Below are 15682 nucleotides of genomic sequence, written 5' to 3'. Positions count from 1 at the left end.
CCCGACTTTTCCGGAAAGCCGTTCAGCTTGACCGTCCGACAACGTGTTTTAGCAGCTCAACGCCACTTTTCTGGCGTTTTTAGCGCTCAGAAATCTCTCGTGTAATGTCCGCTCCGAGAGCACGCATTCGGGCCGCGAGATGTGCATGGCCGCGGTCGATCAGGTAACCGGAGTCGATCACCGTCTCGCCCTCGGCGGCCAGCCCGGCCAGCACGAGCGCGATGCCCGATCGCAGATCGTGAGCGGTCACGTGCGTTCCGGTGAGCGGCGTACGGCCGCGGACGATGGCCCTGCTGCCCTCCACCTCGACGTCGGCGCCCATCTTGTTGAGCTCGCCGGCCAGCGCGAAGCGGCCGTCGAAGATGCGCTCGTGGATGTAGCTGGTGCCGTCGGCGAGCGCCGCGACCGTCATCATCGGCGACTGCAGGTCGGTCGCGAAGCCGGGATAGGTGTCGGTGATGATGTTGATCGGGCGTAGCGGGCCGTCGCAGCGCACGTGGAGCACGGCGCCCTGGCGGTGGAACTCGACGCCCATCTGCTCCAGCTTGTAGCGCACGACGCCGAGGTCGAGGCCGGTGCCGACGAGGCTCAGCTCGCCCTGGGTGATCGCCGCCGCCATGGCGAAGACGCCGGCGTCGAGGCGGTCGGGCATGACGGTGTGCTCGACGGCGTGCAGCTCGTCGACGCCCTCGACGGTGATGAAGCCCGTGCCGCCGCCGCTGATGCGCGCGCCCATCTTGTCCAGCATGTCGATGACGTCGAGCACCTCGGGCTCGAGGGCGGCGTTCTCGATCACCGTGCGGCCCTTGGCCAGGCAGGCGGCCATGATGAGGTTCTCGGTGCCGGTGTGGGACGGGGTGTCGAGGTAGAGGGTGGCGCCGGTCAGGCCGGCCGCCTTGACGCGGATGACGGTCTCGCCCTCGTCGACGACCGCGCCCAGGCGCTTGTAGCCGAGGTAGTGGAAGTCGAGGTTGCGGCTGCCCAGGTTGCAGCCGCCGACGCCCTCCACGACGGCTTCGCCGAGGCGGTGCAGCAGCGCGGGGGTGAACAGCACCGACCCGCGGAAGCGCCGGGCGATCTCGGCGGGCAGGACGGGGCTGCTGACCTTGGAGGCGTCGATGACCAGCGTGCGCTCGGCTTCGTGCAGTTCGACGTACGCGCCGACCGCTTCGGCCAGCTCCACCGCGCGGCGCACGTCCTCGATGATCGGCACGTTGCGCAGGACGGTGCGGCCCTTGGCGGCGAGCAGGGCCGCACCGATCATGGGAAGCACGGCGTTCTTCGCGCCCTGGATGAACGCGGTTCCACGCAGTGCGTTGCCACCGCGCACGCGGTAACGGACCATTTCGTGCGGCTCCTTGATTTCCGGTGAGGCTCGGACGGGCCAACAGTAGTCGCTCACACCAGTCGACCCAGCCGAATCATCCGCTAAAGGGAGCCCCCGTGATGCGCTCATACGCTTCTAGGTATCGCTGCCGGGTGCGCTCGACGATGTGGTCAGGGAGGCGCGGTGGGGGGTTTCCGGTGGAAATGTCCCATCCGGATTCGGGCGATAGCAGCCAATCGCGTACAAATTGCTTGTCAAAAGAGGTCTGACTGCGGCCGGGCTGCCATTCGTCGGCCGGCCAGAAACGCGACGAGTCCGGAGTGAGCACCTCGTCGCCCAGCGTGAGCACGCCGTCGGAGTCCCAGCCCAGCTCGATCTTCGTGTCGGCCACGATGATGCCGCGCTCCGCCGCGATCTGGGCGCCGCGCTCGTAGACGGCCAGCGTGATCCTGCGCAGCTCCTCGGCGGTCTCCGCGCCGACCTCCGCCACCACCCGCTCGTACGAGATCGGTTCGTCGTGCTGCCCCTGCGGCGCCTTGGTCGACGGCGTGAAGATGGGCGCGGGCAGCTTGGAGCCGTCCTCAAGGCCCGGCGGCAGCGGCACCCCCGACACCGTGCCCGTGGCGCGGTACTCCTTCAGCCCGCCGCCCGTCAGATAGCCCCTGGCCACGCACTCGACCGGGACCATCTTCAGCGGCCTGCACACCACGCTGCGCGCGTCGTCGCCGCGCTTGACGACATGATTGGGCACGACGTCCTTGAGCTGGTCGAACCACCACAGCGAAAGCTGGGTGAGAATGGCCCCCTTGTCGGGGATGTCGGGCTCAAGAATGTGGTCGAAGGCCGAGATCCGGTCGGACGCGACCATCACCAGCAGGCCGTCGTCCGTCTCGTAGAGATCGCGGACCTTGCCAGAGTGCACGTGCTTCACGGGTCAAGTCTGCCACCGGCCCGCCGCCCCGGCAGGCGAGGGGTCGCGCCCGGCCGGGGCCGGCGCGGGCGAGGGGCCGTGCGACCCGTGCGACCCTCGCCCGCGCCGTCACGTCACTTCACGGCGGCGATGTCCGTACGGTGGTGCGACCCGCGCATCTCGATGCGATCGACCAGCTCGTACGCCGCCCGCCGCGCGCTCTCCTGATCGGGCCCGTGGCCGATGACGTTGAGCACCCGCCCGCCGGCCGAGACGATCTCGCCGTCCTTCCACGCCGTGCCGGCGTGCAGCACGTACGCATCGCCCGTGGACTGCAGGCCGCGGATCACGTCGCCCTTCACCGGCGAGTCCGGGTAGCCCTCGGACGCCACCACCACGCACACCGCGGAGCCGTCCTTGAAGACCGGGTCCAGCCCCAGCTCACCGGTCGCGCAGGCCATGAGCAGCCCGCCGAGCGGCGTCTCCAGCCGGTCCAGCAGCACCTGCGTCTCGGGGTCGCCGAAGCGGGCGTTGAACTCCACCACCTTCGGGCCCTTCGACGTCAGCGCCAGCCCGACGTACAGCACCCCCTGGTACGGCAGCCCGCGCCGGGTCAGCTCGCCGATCGTCGGATGCACGATCTCCCGCATGACCTGCTCGGTCAGCCCGTCGGGCGCCCACGGCAGCGGCGTGTACGAACCCATGCCGCCGGTGTTGGGACCCTGGTCGCGGTCGTAGGCGCGCTTGAAGTCCTGGGCGAGCTGCAGCGGCACCGCCGTGCTGCCGTCGCACAGCGCGAACAGCGACACCTCGGGCCCGTCGAGGTACTCCTCGATCACCACCCGCTCGCAGGCCCGCGCGTGGGCGAGCGCCTTGTCGCGGTCCTCGGTCACGACGACGCCCTTGCCCGCCGCGAGCCCGTCGTCCTTGACCACGTACGGGGCGCCGAACTCGTCGAGCGCCGCCGCCGCCTCCGCCTCCGTCGTGCAGGTGCGCGAACGCGCGGTCGGCACGTCGGCGGCCGTCATGATCTCCTTGGCGAACGACTTGGAGCCCTCGATCATCGCCGCGTCCCGCGAAGGACCGAAGCAGGCGAAGCCCGCCTCGCGTACGGCGTCGCTCACCCCGGCCACGAGCGGCGCCTCCGGCCCGATCACCACCAGATCGACCCGCAGCCTGGTCGCCAGCCCCGCCACCTGCTCGGGGTCGAGCGGATCGACGGGATGGACGGTGGCGACCTCCTCGATGCCAGGATTGCCTGGCGCACAGTGAAGCTCGCTGACCTGCGGATCGAGCTTGAGTGAACGGCACAGGGCGTGCTCACGCCCTCCGGATCCAATGACTAGAACGCGCACCGCCCCATTCTCGCAGGCCCGCCACCGCCCCCGACTCCCCCGCCCACCCGCCCCTGGGGTGCCCGCCGGCCCCTCTCGGGGGATGTTGCCCCGGTTCCGGCGGATGTGCGCCCCGCCCCCGGGCCCCCGCCCTTCACCGTGAACGGGCCGGGCCCCGCCTGGCTGACGTCCCGCTCCTAAGCCTCCCATCGCACTTCGGTGCTGTCCTTTCGAGGAGGAGGGTGGTGGGCCGCCTGCGCCGGCCGCGCTCGCCGCGCTGTGGCGGATCGTGACGGGCTGCGGCGGCTCGGATCGGGCTGCGGTGGGTCGGGGTGTGGCGGGTCGGCCGGGCTCGCGGCGGGCCGGGCTCGGGCCGAGCGGCGGCGAGCCCTACCTGTCCCTCCCGCCTCCGGAGTTCCCTTTCTCCCCCAAGGACAGCACCGAAGTACGGCGAGTTCTCTGCAGGGGAGGGCCGCCCGGATCGGTCGCTCAGGGGGTGGTCCGATGTGCGGGTCTTCGCTCTCGGAGGCGCTTGCGTGCCTCCGGTACGGCACCGCGTCCGGCCCGGCTCGCCGTACTTCTCTCCGGTTTGCGGAGGGGCGGGAGGGGCGGAGGTCTTCTGTGGGGAAGGGGAATAGGCAAGAAACTTTGTGGAGTTCTACGTCGGCGGGGGCCTGGGGGCGAGTATCGTCGGATGGGTTCTTCCCGCCTGTGGTAGGTTAAGGCGGCTCTACGGCGTCTCTTGTGATTGGAGGTGGTCCGGGATGAATCCTGGTGATCCCAGCAGTACGTGCTCGCACACGTACGCCGTGAATACCCCCGACCACTCCAATTCGGCAGCCTGATCGTGCCTCCACGCATCTGTGTTTGATTGAGGTGACTTCGTCGCGCGTGGAGCGTGCCTGGTCGGGCGGAAAGGGACTGCCATGCGCTCGTCCACCCTTTTCCGTCGCATCAACCGACACTCTTCCGTACCTACGCGTGCCAAGCATCAGCACGTGAAGCCCGCGGCGCCGGTGCGCGTGCCGCCGGGCGACTCCGTCGTCGAGTTCGGCGCCTACGTTCAGGGCAAGAAGATGCCCGCGCCCGGCATCGTCGAGGCGCTGGAGCTCGTACGCGAGCACAACGCGACCTCCGACGAGGCGAACGCCTTCGTCTGGGTCGGCCTGCACGAGCCCGCCGCCCCGGAGGTGGAGTGGCTGGCGGGGGTGTTCGGCCTGCACCCGCTGGCGGTCGAGGACGCGGTCAAGGCGCACCAGCGCCCCAAGGTCGAGCGGTACGGCGACTCGCTGTTCATGGTGCTCAAGACGGTCGCCTACCTCGATCACGAGCAGCCGGGCGACGGCAGCGAGATCATCGCCACCGGCGAGATCATGATGTTCCTCGGCCCGGACTTCGTGGTGACGGTGCGCCACGGCCGGCACTGTCCGCTCGGCGGGGTGCGCGAGCGGCTTGAGGACAAGCCGGAGCTGCTGAGCCGCGGCCCGTCCGGCGTGCTGCACGCGATCGCCGACCACGTGGTGGACCACTACCTCCAGGTGGCCGACCTGATGCAGCTGGAGCTGGAGGAGGTCGAGGCGACGGTCTTCGCCGACGTCAGCTCCCGCGACATCAACCGCATTTACCAGCTCAAGCGCGAGATGCTGGAGATGAAGCGGGCGGTGACGCCGCTTCAGGCGCCGCTTCAGGCGCTGCCGCAGCGCCGCGCCATCCCGTCGGAGATGCGCGAGTACTTCCGCGACGTCGGCGACCACCTGTCCCGGGTGTGCGAGCAGGTGGAGTCGTCGAACGAGCTGTGCAACTCGATACTGCAGGCCGCGCTGGCGCGCTCCAACGCGCTCGCCAACGAGGACATGCGCAAGATCTCCTCCTGGGTGGCCATCCTGGCCGTGCCCACGATGATCGCCGGCATCTACGGCATGAACTTCGACTTCATGCCCGAGACCAACCAGGTGTGGGGTTATCCGGCGGTGCTGGGCGTCATGGTGACGGTCTGCGTGCTGCTGCACCGGGGCTTCCGCCGTAACGGCTGGCTCTGAAGGCCACCGCGACGGCCGGCTGTAAGAGCCCCGGTGCGGCTCACACGCCGACAGGCTTGAGCGGGCCGACCGGCTCGGGCAGCTCCAGCCCCCGCTCCCGCCACAGCTCCCGCATCCGGTCGGGGTAGTCGGTGACGATCCCGGCCGCGCCCAGGTCCAGCATCCGCGCCGCCAGGGCGGTGTCGTTGACGGTCCACACCGCGACGTCGAGCCCGGCGGCCGCGCACTGCGCCATCAGCGTCTCGTCGACCATGATGTGCTCGGGCGAGAGCGTGGTGGCGCCCGCGTCGCGCGCCGCGGCGGGCACGTCGTCGCCGACGCCTTCGTTCCAGTGCAGGGTGTCGAGCTCGATGAGCGCGAAGCGCCGCGTGCCGGGCGCGAGCTTCTCGGCGTGCCTGATGATCCGCCAGTCGAAGCTGAGTATGGCCGCGTTGTCCAGCCTGTGGTGGCGTTCGAGCTCTTCGAGCACGAGCTCGGTGAACATGTGCGGGTCCGACGTGAGGTGCGGACGCGTCGGGTCCGACTTCAGCTCGACGTGCACCCGTACGCCGTCGGCGTCGTAGGCGTTGATCAGCCCCAGCACCGCGCCGAGCGTCGGCATGCGGGTCTCGGGCATGGGGACCTGCGTCATGGCGAACGGGTCGTTGGGGTGCCGCGGCACGCGTACGCCCACGTCGAGCGTGCGCAGCTGTGCCAGCGTCAGGGAGTTGATGGGCTTGCCGACGTAGGGGTAGAGGGGATCGCCGGGATAGGCCGGACGCCGGTCGGCGCTGGTGACGGCCGACACCGTCAGGTCGTGCGTGAGCACGAGGCGGCGGTCGGCGGTGAGCGCGACATCGAGCTCCAGCGCGTGGACGCCCAGCTCCATCGTGCGGCTCATCCCGGGCAGGGTGTTCTCCGGCCAGAGGCCGCGAGCCCCCCGGTGACCATGTATCTCAACGCGCACACCCGGGACCCTACCTGGCCGGAGGCCCTTGAAGGCAGTGCCACGCCGTGTCCTTTTCATCCTGATACGCCCGGTCGGATGGTTCAGGCCAGACAATAGGCTGTTCGTCATGACGGAGGTTCTCAAATCAGCCCATTTCCCGACAGTGCGGGCGTGGGTTGACGGCTGGGTCATCTCCCGTAAAGCGCCCCGGCCCGTACGCGAACCGTGGGGCCTGCGCGTGGACGTCGGGCTGCCCGGCCACGTGGCCCGCCACATCGTCTCGGCGCCGACGCCCGAGATCCTCCGCCGCCTGACGGCCACCATCCGCACGCCGGGCACCTGGCTCAAGCTCTGCGCCCCGCCCGAGGCCATGGCACCGCTGCTGCCCGAGCCCTGGGCCGTGCAGGACCCGGAGTTCATGATGACCGCCCGCCTGGCCCGCGACCCCGTGCCCGCGCCCGACGGCTACACGCTGGCCGTCACCACGCGGGCGGGCGTCACCGTCGCCCGGGTGCTGACCGCGGCGGGCGAGGTCGCCGCGCGCGGCCAGTTCGCCATCGCCGGCGAGACCGCCGTCGTCGACCAGGTGGAGACCGCCGCGAACCACCGCCGCCGCGGCCTCGGCACCGTCGTCATGAAGACGATCGCGACAGCGGCCACCTCGATGGGCGCCACCAAGGGCGTCCTGGTGGCCACCGCCCAGGGGCGTGCGCTCTACTCCACGCTCGGGTGGACGCTGCACACCCCCATGACGGCGGCCGTGCTCACGGCGTAGCCGCTCACACCAGCGGGCGCACCACGATCGTCTGGTCGCGGCCGGGGCCCACGCCGATCGCCGAGATCGGCGCGCCGCTCATCTCCTCGATGGCGCGCACGTACGCCTGCGCGTTCGGCGGCAGGTCCTCGAACGACTTGGCGCTGGAGATGTCCTCCTGCCAGCCGGGCAGCTCCTCGTAGATCGGCACCGCGTGGTGGAAGTCGGTCTGCGTCATCGGGATCTCCTCGTGCCGCACGCCGTCCACGTCGTACGCCACGCACACCGGGATCCGCTCAAGGCCCGACAGCACGTCGAGCTTGGTCAGGAAGTAGTCGGTGATGCCGTTGATCCGGGTCGCGTACCGGGCGATCACCGCGTCGAACCAGCCGCAGCGGCGGTTGCGGCCGGTGGTCACGCCGTACTCACCGCCGGTCGTGCGCAGCCACTCGCCCATCTCGTCCTCGAGCTCCGTCGGGAACGGGCCGGAGCCGACGCGCGTCGTGTACGCCTTGAGAATGCCGATGATCTTCGTCAGCCGGTTCGGCGGGATGCCCGCGCCCGCGCACGCGCCGCCCGAGGTGGGCGAGGAGGAGGTGACGAACGGGTACGTGCCGTGGTCGATGTCCAGCAGCGTGCCCTGGCCGCCCTCCAGCAGCACGAACTTGTCCTCGTCCAGCGCCTTCGACAGCACCAGCGAGGTGTCGGCGATGTGCGGCTTGAGCCGCTCGGCGTAGGCGAGGTACTCGTCCACCACCGCCGCCGGGTCGATGCCGCGCCGGTTGTAGACCTTGGTCAGCACCTGGTTCTTCTCGGTCAGCGCGACCTCGATCTTCTTCGCCAGGATGCCCGGGTCGAGCAGGTCCTGGACGCGCACGCCCATCCGGGCGATCTTGTCGCCGTACGCAGGCCCGATGCCACGCCCGGTGGTGCCGATCCTGGCCTTGCCCAGGTAGCGCTCGGTCACCTTGTCCAGGGCCTTGTGGTGCGGCATGATCAGGTGCGCGTTCGCCGAGATCAGCAGCCGCTCGGCGGAGATGCCCCGCTCGGCGAGCCCGTCGATCTCTCCGAGCAGCACACCCGGGTCGATCACCACGCCGTTTCCGATGACCGGAACGACGTCCGGTGACAGGATCCCCGTGGGGAGCAGGTGCAGCGCGTACTTCTGATCACCGATGACCACGGTGTGACCCGCGTTGTTGCCCCCCTGATAGCGGACGACATAGTCGACGTCGCCACCGAGCAGGTCGGTGGCCTTGCCCTTGCCCTCATCGCCCCATTGGGCACCCACGAGTACGGCAGCCGGCATGGTTCAGTCTCCCGAGCACAAAACGAAAACCCCTGGCGCAAGCGCGACAGGGGCTCTTGCGTAGAGAGACTACCCGAACGTGCCTATTCGTCCCAAGGGTCAGGCCTTGGTCAGCGCGTCGTACCCGGTCTCCGTGCTGTCCTTGAGGAACTGCAGACAACGCTCGGCCTCGTCCTTCTCGCCGATCGCCTGAGCGGCGCGGTGCAGCGCGTACAGGCAGCGCAGGAAGCCGCGGTTGGGCTCGTGCTCCCAAGGGATGGGGCCGTGTCCCTTCCAGCCGTTACGGCGCAGCTGGTCGAGCCCGCGATGGTAGCCCGTGCGGGCGAAGGCGTAAGAGGTCACGGCGTGGCCCTGGGCGAAGTATTCCTCCGCCAGCGCGGCCCACGCAGCCGGATAGGCGGGGAAACGTGCGGCCACGTCGGCCGCCTTGGCACCGGATTCCAGTGCCTGCCTGGCCTCGGGCAGGTCCGGCAGCTTGGTCGGGGGCGGCCCGGCGAGAAGGTTTTCCATAGGACAAGTCATACCCGCCGGGCCGCCCACATGACTATGAGATCTTCGTCCCAGCGCTCTTGAGGTGCTGGCACGCCTCGACCACGCGGGCGGCCATGCCGGCCTCGGCGGCCTTGCCGTACGAGCGGGGGTCGTAGGTCTTCTTGTTGCCGACCTCGCCGTCCACCTTCAGCACGCCGTCGTAGTTACGGAACATGTGGTCGGCGATCGGGCGGGTGAAGGCGTACTGGGTGTCGGTGTCGATGTTCATCTTCACCACGCCGTACGAGATGGCCTCGTGGATCTCCTCCAGCAGCGAGCCGGACCCGCCGTGGAAGACCAGGTCGAACGGCTTGTCCTTGCCGTACTTGGCGCCCACCGCGTCCTGGATCTCCTTCAGCACGCCCGGCCGCAGCTTGACGTGGCCCGGCTTGTAGACGCCGTGGACATTGCCGAACGTCGCCGCCAGCATGTAGCGGCCCTTCTCACCCAGGCCGACCGCCTCGGCGGTGGCCAGCGCGTCCTCGGGAGTCGTGTACAGCTTCTCGTTGATCTCGCCGACGATGCCGTCCTCCTCACCGCCGACGACGCCGATCTCCATCTCCATGATCACGCGCGCCTTGGCGCACTTGTCCAGGAGCTCCTTGGCGATCTCGAGGTTCTCATCGAGCGGTACGGCAGAGCCGTCCCACATGTGCGACTGGAACAGCGGTTCGAGACCCTTGTTGACCCGCTCGATCGAGATGTCGAGCAGCGGCCGCATGTAGCCGTCGAGCTTGTCCTTCGGGCAGTGGTCGGTGTGCAGCGCCACCGTGACCGGGTATTTCGCCGCCACCACCCGGGCGTACTCCGCGAGCGCCGTCGCGCCCGTGACCATGTCCTTGACGGTGCTGCCCGAGAGGTACTCGGCGCCGCCCGTGGAGACCTGGATGATGCCGTCGCTCTCGGCTTCGGCGAAGCCACGCAGGGCGGCGTTCAGCGTCTGCGAGGAGGTGACGTTGATCGCCGGGTAGGCGAATCCGCCGGCCTTGGCCCGGTCGAGCATCTCAGCGTAGACCTCTGGAGTCGCAATAGGCATGATTCATCTCCCTGAGAAGTTGCGGCTTCGCGCCAGGGCCCAGTATCCCGGCTCACTACCCGCTGTGGTAGAGACAACGCGCGCTTCATGGTCGGTAGTGGAGACGGCGCGCGTTTGACGGTGGATGGCGGTGACAGCATGCTTGAAGGTCAACTGCCGCATCCCGGCTACAGGTAGGCTCTCCGCCGTGGACTGGCTCTTGAATCTCCTTGACCCGACATGGTGGCTGACCATTCTGGGCGCTTTCGCCACCATCGGCGTTCTCGCCATCATCTTCGCTGAAACGGGTCTGCTCCTTGGGTTCTTCCTGCCCGGCGACTCGCTGCTGGTGGCCGCGGGGATTTTCAGCTCGGCCTCGGTCGCCCAGGGCATGGGCATCGAACCGCTCTCCTTCCCCGTTCTGGTGATCGGCACGCCGCTGTGCGCCATCGCGGGCGCTCAGCTCGGGCATTTCCTCGGCATGCGTTTCGGCCGCAAGATGTTCGACAAACCCGATTCCCGGCTGTTCAAGCGCGAACACGTCGTCAGGGCCGAGGAGTTCTTCGAGAAGTTCGGTCCCGCCAGGGCGGTGATTCTGGCCAGGTTCGTGCCGATCGTCCGCACGTTCATGAATCCCGTCGCCGGCGTACTGCAGATGAGCCCCAAGCGATTCTTCATCTGGAACGTCATCGGCGGCGTCGTCTGGGTCGAGGGCCTCATCCTGCTCGGCAACTTCCTCGGCGCCCAGGTCGACCCCAAGCAGATCGACAAGTACATCCTGCCCGGCGTCTTCCTGATCGTGTTCATCTCGCTGATCCCGATCATCGTCGAGGCCATCAAGCACCGCCGCGCCGGCAAGCGGCTCCCCGAGCCCAACGGCAAGCACCACCGCGTGCCCACGGGCTTCGACGGCCAATACTGACCGTTCGTGAGCCGGGCGGGGCGGATCGTCTCCAGGTACGCTGCCCCCTGTGGGACGCCACAGGTCTGAACCGATGGGCCTCGCCCGATTAGCGCTCCTCGTCGTGGCCGCGTTGGCCGTGGTGGCACTCCTCTTCGTCGGCGGCCGCGCCCTGCTCGGCGTGCTCGGCGACACAGCCGGTGAGACCGCGCGCGGACGCTCATCGCCGGCGCCCGACGAAGGCGCCGAGACGGACGCGGAAACCCCCTCCGCCGGCGCGCGGGTGCCCACCGTACGCATCGAATGCATCGCCGAGACCTGCCCCCTCGTCACGGTCCGCGTACCGGGTGGGGACGTGCTGTTGTACCGGGACATGGCGCGGGGCGAGGAGGTCAGCTACTTCGAGCCGGAGCTGGACGTGGTGCTGACCGACGCCGCCACGGTCCGCGTCACGGAGAACGGCGAACTCCGCCCCCAGGGCGCTCCCGGCGAACGCGAAGCCTTCACCGCCACCGCCCCCGGCTGACCCCGCGAATCGGCCTCCACCGCCCCCGGCGTGACTCCGGGATCAGCCCCGGCCGGCAACGGCGCGTTCAATACCCGCGACCGCCCTCGGCCTGCAGCGATGTGTCACAAGCCCGAGACCGGCCCTGATCTGAAGCAGGGCGTTCGAAGCCCGAGACCAGCCCCGGCCTGCGTCATTGTGCTCAAAGTCCGAGATCGGCCAGCGTGTACGCCGAGCGGTATTCGAGCCCCTCGGCCTTGATCCGCTCCGCGGCGCCTCGGTCGACGATCGTCGCGATCGCCACCACCTCGGCGCCCGCCTCGCGCAGCGCCTCCACGGCCGTCAGCGGCGACGAACCCGTGGTCGAGGTGTCCTCGACGACCAGCACCCGCCGCCCCTTGACCTCCGGCCCCTCGATGCGCTTCTGCAGGCCGTGCGTCTTCTGCGCCTTGCGCACCACGAACGCGTCGAGCGTACGGCCGCGCGCCGCCGCCGCGTGCAGCATCGCGACCGCCACAGGATCGGCCCCCATCGTGAGCCCGCCGACGGCGTCGTAGTCGAGGTCGGCGGTCAGGTCGAGCATCACGCGGCCGACGACCGGCGCCGCCACGCCATCGAGCGTGATGCGCCGCAGGTCGAGGTAGAAGTCGGCCTCCTTGCCGGAGGACAGGATGACCTTGCCGTGCACGATGGCCTTCTTCGTGATCTCGGCCAGGAGGGTATCGCGATCCGTCATGCGTCCAAGCTTAGGCTCCGGCCCACCCCCGCCCCCCGCCGGTACACCACCCGCCACACCCGCACCTTCCGCGGTCCTGCCGCCACGCCGCACCCGCACCGTCCGGCCTCCGCCGCTCGCCCCTCGGCCGCGACGCCCCCACGCTGTGAGGCGCGGTAGCGCCGCTGCCGTCTGCTGACCCCGTGCTCGGCGGGGCTCCCGCGCCGCGAGGCGTGGCAAGGCCGCTTGCGTGCGCTCGCCTTCGCCTGGGCCGATCTCTGCGTCGCCAGGTGCGGATCGCCCGTGCCTCTCGCTCGGACCCGCTGAGGCGTGACGTCGGTGCGGTGCGGTGCGGTGCTCGCGCCGCGCTGTGCTCACCGCCGCCGGCCTCGCTGCGCTCCCCGCGGCCGCACCTGCTGCTGCGCTCCCCGCAGCTGTCCCTGCCGCCGCTCTTGCCGCTGTTCTTCCCGTGGGGCCCTTGTCGGGGCTCGGCCCGTGGGCGGTCGGGATGCCGGTCGCCGGACTCAAGGGCGCGGTCGCGTGGAGTAAAGGGGCGTGTGCGGTTTAGTCAACAGGGGGAGTGCGGAATGATTGCGCGGGCAACCCCGCGTAATCGTGAGGTCACTATGGGTACCGAATCGGCACAGAGCGACGCAGAGCTCCTTCAAGCGGTCAGGGAGGGCAATGCCCCTGCTTACGGGCAGCTCTACGAGCGTCACGTGGTGGCGGCGCGTGCCATGGCCCGGCAGCTCGTCAGGAGTGCCGAGGTCGAGGACGTGGTGGCGGAGGCGTTCACGAAGATCCTCGATCTGGTGGGCAGGGGCGGCGGGCCCGACACGAGCTTCCGCACGTACCTGCTGACCGTCGTGCGCCGCACGGTCCACGACCGCTCGCGCGTGGAGAGCCGCGAGGTGAGCACGGGCGAGATCGAGGAGTACGACCCGGGGGTGCCGTTCATCGATCCCGCGCTGGCGGGGCTGGAGAAGTCGCTGATCGCCAGGGCGTACCTGTCGCTGCCCGAGCGGTGGCGGGCCGTGCTGTGGCACACGGAGGTCGAGCGGGCCAAGCCGGCGCAGGTGGCGCCGCTGCTCGGCCTGTCGGCCAACGGCGTGGCGGCGCTGGCGTACCGGGCCAGGGAGGGGCTGCGGCAGGCGTACCTGCAGCTGCACCTGGGCGCGCCGCCGCGGCGCGAGTGCCGGCCGGTGCTGGGCACGATGGGGGCTTACGTACGCGGCGGGCTGGCCAGGCGCGAGTCCAAGGCGGTCGACGAGCACGTCAAGTCCTGCGAGGAGTGCCATGGGGTGCTGCTCGAGCTGGCCGACGTCAACCGCGGGCTGCGCGTCATGGTGGGCCCGCTGATCGCCGGGCCGATGTTCGGCGGCTACGCGGCGGCGCTGGCCAAGGCGATGGCGACCGGCGGCGCGGGCGGCCTGCTCGGCGTGCTGCGGCGGCTGCGGCAGACGCCCAGGCAGCAGCAGGCCATGATGGCGGGCGGCATGGCCGTGCTGGTGGCGACGGCGGCCGGGCTGCTGCTGGTCTCCGACGAACGTCCGCTGCAGGCCGCGCCTCCGGCGGCCACGCCGGTCGCGCAGTCGCCGATCATGCCCGAGCCGGTGCCGGTCGATGCGCCGTCCGATTCCGACACCCCCGTGCCGGTACGCGCGCCGAGCCCGAGCGAGGCGCCGGCCAGGGTGCCGCCGCCCGCCAGGACGCCCAAGCCCGGCCCCGCCCGGCTGCGGGTCACGATCGAGCCGATGGGCTCGCTCGTTCGCGCCGAGACCGGCCTCATCGCGTTGCGCCTGCACAACTACGGCGGTTCGGTGAGCGAGAGCCTGTCCGCCGACGTGCGCCTGCCGTCCGGCGTGACCCTCATCCCCTCCTCGGCGGCCCGCTCCGGTTTCGCGGTCTCGGCGGCTCGCCCCTCCACGGTCTCCTCCGGGCGGCGGGAGTCCGGGGTCTCGTCCGCTCAGGGGGTCTCCGCCTCGGCCGGTCGGGAGGGTGGCGCGGCGATCTCTGGGGCGGTCGAGGGTGCGGCCGGTCGCGGGGGCGGAGCGGTGGCCGAGGCGGCGGCGGGTCGCGGGGTTGGGGCGATGGCGTCCGCGGGGGTCGAGGGTGCGGTCGGGCGGAGGTCGGATGAGGCCCCGCCGAAATCCGGTGGGGCGGGCGGGCAGAAGCCCGGCGGGGCCTCCGGGCCGAAGATCACGATGGACGGGTGGAGCTGCCGGCCGTCCTCCAGCGGGGCCAGGTGCACGAGGAAGCCGCTGGCCGCGGGACAGGGGACGTCGGTGTTCCTGCGGGTCCTGGTGGCCGAGAGGGCGCCGGAGGGCGGTGGCCCGTCGGTCCGGGTCGCGGCGGGGCCGCTGCGCGTGCAGGCGAAGGCAAGGCACGGTGTACGCGCGTCCGGCGCGCCCGCCAGGTTCGCCACCGACGGTCCTGTGACGGTACGCGCGATCGGCAACACCCTGCTGAGCTGCCCGCGCGAGGTGACGAGCTGCGCCGAGGCGCGCAGGCGGGCGGGCGCGCAGCGCGACAACGACCTGTGGCCGATGATGGCGCTCGACCTCGACGACCGTCCGGAGACCAGGTCGTCGAGCGGCGCGAAGCTGACGCTGCCGAAGGGCGGCAAGGTGGTGTGGGCGGGCCTGTACTGGTCGGCGGCGGGCGGCGAGGCGGGCCCGATCAAGCTGCGGCCTCCGGGGCGGCGGCGCTACGTGACGGTCAAGCCCGCCGACGCGGCGGTGCGCGAGCTGCCGCTCGGCCCGGTCTACCAGGCGTTCGCCGACGTCACCCACCTGGTCGGCAAGAGCGGCACCTACTGGGCCGCCGACGCCCCCATGGAGGAGGGCCCCGCCCGCCACGCGGGGTGGAGCCTGGTGCTGGTCGTCGCCGACCCTGGCGAGCCGTACGGCCAGGCCGTGGTGCTCGATACGGCCACCGTGATCGGCGGCGCGTCGAAACGCGTCCGTTTCCCGCTCGGCGGTCTCACGCCCGCGCAAGCGCCGGCCAGGGCGGAGCTGGTCGTCTGGGAGGGTGATGTGGACCTGCGGGGCGACAAGGTCTCGCTGGGCACGGGCGCGCTGACCCCGGTGGGCGGCGACCGCGACCGCGAGAACGTCTTCGACGGCTCTGCGCGCGGCGTGCCGGAGCTGACGTTCGGGGTGGACGTCGACACGGTCACCGCCGTGCTGGGCGCCGATCCCGGGCTGACGATCGTCACGGACAAGGACGTGGTGCTGTTCGGAGCGGTCGCGGTGAGCGTACCGGCGAGGCGGTGACCGTGAACGGGACAAACTGGTACGGTTCGGCTGATTGCTCTGGTGGGACGGCGAGTGCTATTCGAATCGTCGGGATTAGGCCTCGCGCGATCACCTGCTTTCATTACCCTGAGAGAGGGCCGCCGAGTCCGGTCTCTGA

At 70.4% G+C, this 15682-nt stretch carries 13 protein-coding genes; 5 read left to right on the top strand and 8 right to left on the bottom strand.

The window, feature by feature from the left end:
• Nucleotides 1-79: 79 nt before the first annotated feature.
• The 3 genes from murA to purD all read right to left on the bottom strand — a co-directional run bounded on the left by murA (nucleotide 80) and on the right by purD (nucleotide 3592).
• Complete coding sequence (murA, locus tag ACGFIM_RS17200; RefSeq protein WP_393201089.1) at nucleotides 80-1345, bottom strand: UDP-N-acetylglucosamine 1-carboxyvinyltransferase; 1266 nt, start codon at nucleotides 1343-1345, stop codon at nucleotides 80-82.
• A gap of 76 nt (nucleotides 1346-1421) precedes the next feature.
• Nucleotides 1422-2258: a phosphoribosylaminoimidazolesuccinocarboxamide synthase gene (locus ACGFIM_RS17195; protein ID WP_393201087.1), complete on the bottom strand. Its 837-nt coding sequence runs from the start codon at nucleotides 2256-2258 to the stop codon at nucleotides 1422-1424.
• A 113-nt stretch (nucleotides 2259-2371) separates the two neighbouring features.
• Nucleotides 2372-3592 carry a phosphoribosylamine--glycine ligase gene (gene purD / locus ACGFIM_RS17190; protein WP_393201085.1) on the bottom strand — a complete coding sequence of 407 codons (1221 nt, stop codon included), beginning with the start codon at nucleotides 3590-3592 and terminating at the stop codon, nucleotides 2372-2374.
• A 977-nt stretch (nucleotides 3593-4569) separates the two neighbouring features.
• Here purD and corA point away from each other — a divergent pair.
• Nucleotides 4570-5610 (top strand): magnesium/cobalt transporter CorA, encoded by a 1041-nt coding sequence (gene corA / locus ACGFIM_RS17185; protein WP_393201083.1) that lies wholly within the window; start codon nucleotides 4570-4572, stop codon nucleotides 5608-5610.
• Between the two features lie 40 nt (nucleotides 5611-5650).
• Here corA and ACGFIM_RS17180 read toward each other — a convergent pair whose 3' ends face one another.
• A complete protein-coding gene (locus tag ACGFIM_RS17180; RefSeq protein WP_393201081.1) occupies nucleotides 5651-6616 on the bottom strand; it encodes a glycerophosphodiester phosphodiesterase family protein in 966 nt (321 codons plus the stop codon).
• A gap of 49 nt (nucleotides 6617-6665) precedes the next feature.
• Here ACGFIM_RS17180 and ACGFIM_RS17175 point away from each other — a divergent pair, with 49 nt between their 5' ends.
• The gene (locus tag ACGFIM_RS17175) at nucleotides 6666-7313 is read left to right on the top strand and encodes a GNAT family N-acetyltransferase (protein ID WP_393201079.1); all 648 of its coding nucleotides are present in this window, start codon (nucleotides 6666-6668) and stop codon (nucleotides 7311-7313) included.
• A gap of 4 nt (nucleotides 7314-7317) precedes the next feature.
• Here ACGFIM_RS17175 and ACGFIM_RS17170 read toward each other — a convergent pair whose 3' ends face one another.
• The 3 genes from ACGFIM_RS17170 to fbaA form a co-directional block, all read right to left on the bottom strand.
• Nucleotides 7318-8601 (bottom strand): adenylosuccinate synthase, encoded by a 1284-nt coding sequence (locus tag ACGFIM_RS17170; RefSeq protein ID WP_393201077.1) that lies wholly within the window; start codon nucleotides 8599-8601, stop codon nucleotides 7318-7320.
• Nucleotides 8602-8700: 99 nt separating this feature from the next.
• Complete coding sequence (locus tag ACGFIM_RS17165) at nucleotides 8701-9111, bottom strand: DUF3151 domain-containing protein (protein ID WP_393201075.1); 411 nt, start codon at nucleotides 9109-9111, stop codon at nucleotides 8701-8703.
• Between the two features lie 34 nt (nucleotides 9112-9145).
• Nucleotides 9146-10168 carry a class II fructose-bisphosphate aldolase gene (fbaA, locus tag ACGFIM_RS17160; RefSeq protein WP_393201073.1) on the bottom strand — a complete coding sequence of 341 codons (1023 nt, stop codon included), beginning with the start codon at nucleotides 10166-10168 and terminating at the stop codon, nucleotides 9146-9148.
• A gap of 187 nt (nucleotides 10169-10355) precedes the next feature.
• Here fbaA and ACGFIM_RS17155 point away from each other — a divergent pair, with 187 nt between their 5' ends.
• Together ACGFIM_RS17155 and ACGFIM_RS17150 are read left to right on the top strand one after the other, a co-directional pair.
• On the top strand, nucleotides 10356-11069 hold the full coding sequence (locus tag ACGFIM_RS17155; protein WP_393201071.1) for a DedA family protein: 714 nt from the start codon (nucleotides 10356-10358) through the stop codon (nucleotides 11067-11069).
• A gap of 49 nt (nucleotides 11070-11118) precedes the next feature.
• Nucleotides 11119-11574, top strand: a complete 456-nt coding sequence (locus tag ACGFIM_RS17150) for a hypothetical protein (RefSeq protein ID WP_393201069.1) — start codon at nucleotides 11119-11121, stop codon at nucleotides 11572-11574.
• A 181-nt stretch (nucleotides 11575-11755) separates the two neighbouring features.
• On the opposite strand, the gene pyrE is transcribed toward ACGFIM_RS17150, so the two are convergent.
• Nucleotides 11756-12289, bottom strand: a complete 534-nt coding sequence (pyrE, locus tag ACGFIM_RS17145) for an orotate phosphoribosyltransferase (protein WP_393201067.1) — start codon at nucleotides 12287-12289, stop codon at nucleotides 11756-11758.
• 605 nt (nucleotides 12290-12894) lie between these two features.
• Here pyrE and ACGFIM_RS17140 point away from each other — a divergent pair.
• On the top strand, nucleotides 12895-15543 hold the full coding sequence (locus tag ACGFIM_RS17140) for a sigma-70 family RNA polymerase sigma factor (RefSeq protein WP_393201065.1): 2649 nt from the start codon (nucleotides 12895-12897) through the stop codon (nucleotides 15541-15543).
• Nucleotides 15544-15682: the final 139 nt, after the last annotated feature.

Source organism: Nonomuraea sp. NPDC049309, from assembly GCF_043196965.1.
Classification (GTDB): Bacteria; Actinomycetota; Actinomycetes; order Streptosporangiales; family Streptosporangiaceae; genus Nonomuraea; species Nonomuraea fastidiosa.
This window is presented reverse-complemented; position numbering and strand designations above follow the sequence as displayed.

Coding starts and splice junctions, on each gene's coding strand:
- murA (WP_393201089.1), bottom strand. CDS start 1,345: ATGGTCCGTTACCGCGTGCGCGGTGGCAACGCACTGCGTGGAACCGCG.
- ACGFIM_RS17180 (WP_393201081.1), bottom strand. CDS start 6,616: ATGAAAAGGACACGGCGTGGCACTGCCTTCAAGGGCCTCCGGCCAGGT.
- ACGFIM_RS17175 (WP_393201079.1), top strand. CDS start 6,666: ATGACGGAGGTTCTCAAATCAGCCCATTTCCCGACAGTGCGGGCGTGG.
- ACGFIM_RS17170 (WP_393201077.1), bottom strand. CDS start 8,601: ATGCCGGCTGCCGTACTCGTGGGTGCCCAATGGGGCGATGAGGGCAAG.
- ACGFIM_RS17165 (WP_393201075.1), bottom strand. CDS start 9,111: ATGGAAAACCTTCTCGCCGGGCCGCCCCCGACCAAGCTGCCGGACCTG.
- fbaA (WP_393201073.1), bottom strand. CDS start 10,168: ATGCCTATTGCGACTCCAGAGGTCTACGCTGAGATGCTCGACCGGGCC.
- pyrE (WP_393201067.1), bottom strand. CDS start 12,289: ATGACGGATCGCGATACCCTCCTGGCCGAGATCACGAAGAAGGCCATC.
- ACGFIM_RS17140 (WP_393201065.1), top strand. CDS start 12,895: ATGGGTACCGAATCGGCACAGAGCGACGCAGAGCTCCTTCAAGCGGTC.